The sequence below is a fragment of the Tomitella biformata AHU 1821 genome (assembly GCF_000524475.1).
Lineage (GTDB): Bacteria > Actinomycetota > Actinomycetes > Mycobacteriales > Mycobacteriaceae > Tomitella > Tomitella biformata.
Genome location: NZ_BAVQ01000055.1, coordinates 1 through 4,038, shown reverse-complemented (window position 1 = coordinate 4,038; position 4,038 = coordinate 1). Strand labels below are relative to the sequence as shown.

Sequence of the window (4,038 nt, the reverse complement as noted above, 5' to 3'; positions counted from 1 at the left end):
ATACCCGCGACGCACAAAAGGCGTTGACTTGTTTAGCTATGTGGAGACTATCAGACGCTGTAACCCACATCACCGGCAAATTCCGCCCTGTGGATCGCGGCGGCGCTCAGCTCAGGCCGGGGCGCCGGAGCTGGTGCTGACGAGCAGGGCGCCCGCGTCGACCTTGAGCTGTTGGCCGGTGACGTAGCGGGAGGCGTCCGAGGACAGGTATAGGACCGCCTCGCTGATGTCGCGGGGATCGATGGTGACCACGGGGAGCTGGTGGGCGATGCCGAAGGCCGGCTCGGCGTCCTCCCGGGTGGGGTTGGGCAGGTCCGGGCGGAAGACCCTGTACATCGCGTCGTTCTGCAGCATCGGGGTGTCGATGTTGCCGGGGTGCACGGCGTTGACCCGGATCGCCAGCGGCGCGAACTGCAGCGCGGCGTCGTGGACGAAGCGCGCCACGCCGCGCTTGGCGTGCGCGTAGCCCGCCGCGCCGGGTCCGGCCTCCGGGCTGGTCATCGTCTGGCCCATCATGGCGGCCATCGACCCGGTGCAGACGATCGAGGCTCCCGCCTTCAGGTAGGGAAAGGCCGCCTCCACGGTGTTGACGACTCCGACGAGGTCGACGGAGACCGTGTCGAGGAAGGCGGACATGGCTACGTCGGGGCCGAGCGGGCAGATCCCCGCGTTCGCGACCACGATGTCGATGCGGCCGAACTCGTGGTGGCCGGCCGCGGCGGCGGCCAGCACGGCGGAGCGGTCGCGCACGTCCACGGTCCGGGTGAGGACCCGGCGGCCGAGCGCGGTGACCAAGCGCGCGGTCTCCGCCAGATCGGACTCCGTCGCCATCGTGTGGGTGGCGGAGTCGATCTGCGCGCAGATGTCGACGGCGATGATGTCGGCGCCCTCCTCCGCCAACCGCACCGCATGGCTGCGGCCTTGGCCCTGGCCCGCGCCGGTGATGAAAGCTACTTTTCCTGAGAGGCTGCCGGTCATTTCTCGCTCCTTCTCGACGCGGCTCGGTGAGCTGCGGTTGGGGGTGAACTGTGTGGTCAGTCGAGGTCCAGGGGGCCGCGCTCCGCGGCGGCCAGCAGGTCGCCGATGTCGACGCCGAGGTCGGCGGCGACCTGGCGGACGGAGGCCAGGTCCTTGCTCAGGTAGCGGGGCAGGCGCGCGCTGTAGGCCCGCGAGTCCTGGGGGGAGTCGGCGATGTAGCGGCCCGCGGTGCTGCCCCCGCTGCTCACGGCGAGCACCTCGAGGAGCCGGTTCTCGTCCAGGCCGAGGGTCCGGCCGGCCTCGATGGCGGTGAGCGTGAGCTGGGAACACGCTGCGAACAGGGCGTTGTTCAGCAATTTCGCGGCCAGGGCGGTGCCCAGTCCGCCGGTGCGCAGGACGGTCGACGCATAGGCGGCGACGACGTCGGCCGCGATCTCGACGCCGTCGGCCTCGCCGGCGAGCAGCACCGTGAGATCCCGACGACGGATCGCCGCCGCGTTCCCGCTGAACGGCGCCTCCACGATCGACACTCCGCTACCGAGTGCGAGCTCTGCCAGCCGGCGGGTCGTGACGGGGCTGCCGGTGGTGTGCGAGATGAAGACGGAGCCGGGCCGCATCGCGGCGATGATCGGAGGGCACACCTCCAGCACCTGCCCATCGGAGAACAAGCAGGCCAGCACGATCGGGGCGGCCGCGAGGTCCGCCGGCCGCGACGCGCTCACGGCGCCGCGGTGGGCCAGCCGGTCTCCCACCTCGGCCCGTCGGGCGTAGACCGTGGTGGGCCGGCCCGCGGCGAGGAGTTGCTCGACCATCGGTTCCCCGATGAGGCCAGTGCCGATGAACCCGATTGCGGTCGACGTCATGCGTGTGCTCCTTCGGCTGGGGCGCCGCCGTGCGTCTGGAGGCCCGGGGAGTTCTCCGCGGGCCGCCGCGAGGTCTTCGACAGCGTGTGAGAAAGGTGCGATCGGGGCGGGCCGCGGGGTGGTGTGACGACTCGAGCGGGAACGGTGTCGATCGTCAACTAGTAATAAGTTAACTAGTTGTAGCACGTATGAAAGTGCGCGACAAGGGTTTTGGGGCGACTACTCGAACAGGCTGATGACCGAGTCCTTGTCGCGGTTGCGGTAGACGACGTCCGCAGAGGCCTGCAGGTGGGATCGCCAGTGCTCCGCTGCCGCCGCCGAGTCCCCGGTCTCGATCAGACGGAGCAATTCCGCGTAGGCGGCGATGACGCTGGGGATGTACGACGTGTCGGCGATCGCGTCGGGGTCCTCCCTGCGGCGGATGCTCAGGGCGCGGTGGGCGCCGAGGACCTCGCCCAAGGACTTCGCCTGGGCCTCGAGCGTCTTGTTCCCGCAGTGGTGCGCGATGAGCTCGTGGAAATCGCCGGTGAGCGAGACCCAGCGGGCGAAGTCGTTGGCGGTGTCGACGCCCGCCGCCCAGATCCGGCGCTGCTTCTCGACGCAGGCATGCAGCTCGGCCAGGCCCTCCGGGGTGCGGCGGCCCGTCAGCACCCGCACGCAGCTGGCGCTGAACTCCGCCCTCGCCTCCAACAAGTCCGCGAGGGTGGTGCCGCGGGTCTGCAGGTAGAGGCCGATGTGCCGGGACGCGACGCTGAGGTCGGGCCAGCGGACCTGGGGCCCGCCGCGTGCGCCGGTCAGCACGGTGATCAGGCCCTCGCTCTCGAGGATGCGGAAGGCCTCCCGCAGCGTGGGCCGGGAAACGCCGAGCTCGTCGACCATTCGCTTCTCCGGCGGGAGCATGCTCCCCGGGGTGATCTCGCCGCGGACGATCTGGCTGCGCAGGCTGTCCGCAATCCGCTCGGAGACCTTCGGGGGTCGCACGCTGGCGTCCGTGCTGACTCCGTTGAATTGTGACTGCACGTTCTGTTCGGGCCCTTCCCTCGATGACCATGACGACTGTATCCCGCGGACAGTGCGGGTACGGGGTTAGCGGGCTATGCGCCCAGCATCATCAAGCCGCCGTCGACGGCGATGAGCTGGCCGGTCATGAACTTGGCGGCGTCGCTGGCGAGGAACAGGAGCACCGGGCCCAGATCCGAGACCGGGTCCCCGAGCTTGCCGCCGAGGGGGATCACGGCCTTGAGCTGCTGCTCGTACATGGGGATGTGCTCGGGGTTGAGCGTGCCGAGCCGCCTGTCGGCGCCCGGCGTCTGCATGGCCGGCGCGAGGGCGTTCACCGTGACTCCGTCGCGGCCCCAGGCCTTGGCCGCGGATCGGGTCCAGGACTGCACCGCGGCTTTGGCGGCGGCATAGCTCGCCGAGTCCGCACTGCCCGTGACCCCCTCGGCGGAGCCGAAGTTGATGATCTGCCCGCCGGATGCCCGCATCGCCGCGTGCGCGGCCTGGTTGGTCAGGACGGTGGAGGTGAAGTTCACCGCCATCGCGGTGTGGACGTCGTTCGCGTCGAGCTGGCCGGGCAGCCCGGGCGTCCAGTTCCCCGCGGCGTGGATCAGCACGTCGAGGCCGCCGAGCTCCGCCACGGCCGCGGCGACGGTCTGGTCCACCTGATCCTGATCGGTCGCGTCGCACTGCAGCCACCGCGCCTCGGGCGAGGCCGTGGGCCTGGTGTTGTGGAAGGTGGCGGCGACCTTGGCGCCGGCGGCGTGCAGCACGTGGACCGCCGCGGCGCCGATCCCGGTCGCGCCGCCGGTGACCAGCACGCGCCTGTTCTCCAGTGATTGCGTCACTTTTCTCTCCTCAAGGTGTGGTGTGTGGGGCTGCTGTCTCCGCGCTTGCCCAGGGCTCGAGGGGCTCGCCGGGCCTTGCGCCGCCGCGGCGGCCGAGAATTCGATCTAGTCAAATGGGTTAACTAGTTCTATCATGTAATCTATGTCACTGTATATCGACGATATGAACTGATTCACTAACTGGCGGCGTCGGGTGTCGCCCTCTCCTGGTCTTATTGACATCCCCTGCGGGAGGGCTCCCCCCTGTGGCGGCTCGCGGGAGCGCCGATCGTTCGGGGTGATGTGGGTTACAGCGTCTGATAGTCTCCACATAGCTAAACAAGTCAACGCCTTTTGTGCGTCGCGGGTAT

The 4,038-nt window shown here is 69.4% G+C and carries 4 protein-coding genes; all 4 read right to left on the bottom strand.

Going from position 1 to position 4,038, the window contains the following annotated elements; all coding sequences use genetic code 11:
* Positions 1–111: 111 nt before the first annotated feature.
* The 4 genes from TBIF_RS14940 to TBIF_RS14925 all read right to left on the bottom strand — a co-directional run bounded on the left by TBIF_RS14940 (position 112) and on the right by TBIF_RS14925 (position 3,688).
* Positions 112–978, bottom strand: coding sequence for a mycofactocin-coupled SDR family oxidoreductase (locus tag TBIF_RS14940; RefSeq protein WP_024795581.1), 867 nt, complete (start codon positions 976–978; stop codon positions 112–114).
* 56 nt (positions 979–1,034) lie between these two features.
* Positions 1,035–1,841 (bottom strand): NAD(P)-dependent oxidoreductase, encoded by an 807-nt coding sequence (locus tag TBIF_RS14935; protein WP_024795580.1) that lies wholly within the window; start codon positions 1,839–1,841, stop codon positions 1,035–1,037.
* Positions 1,842–2,060: 219 nt separating this feature from the next.
* Complete coding sequence (locus TBIF_RS14930; RefSeq protein WP_148302289.1) at positions 2,061–2,822, bottom strand: FadR/GntR family transcriptional regulator; 762 nt, start codon at positions 2,820–2,822, stop codon at positions 2,061–2,063.
* Between the two features lie 113 nt (positions 2,823–2,935).
* Complete coding sequence (locus tag TBIF_RS14925; RefSeq protein WP_024795578.1) at positions 2,936–3,688, bottom strand: SDR family NAD(P)-dependent oxidoreductase; 753 nt, start codon at positions 3,686–3,688, stop codon at positions 2,936–2,938.
* Positions 3,689–4,038: the final 350 nt, after the last annotated feature.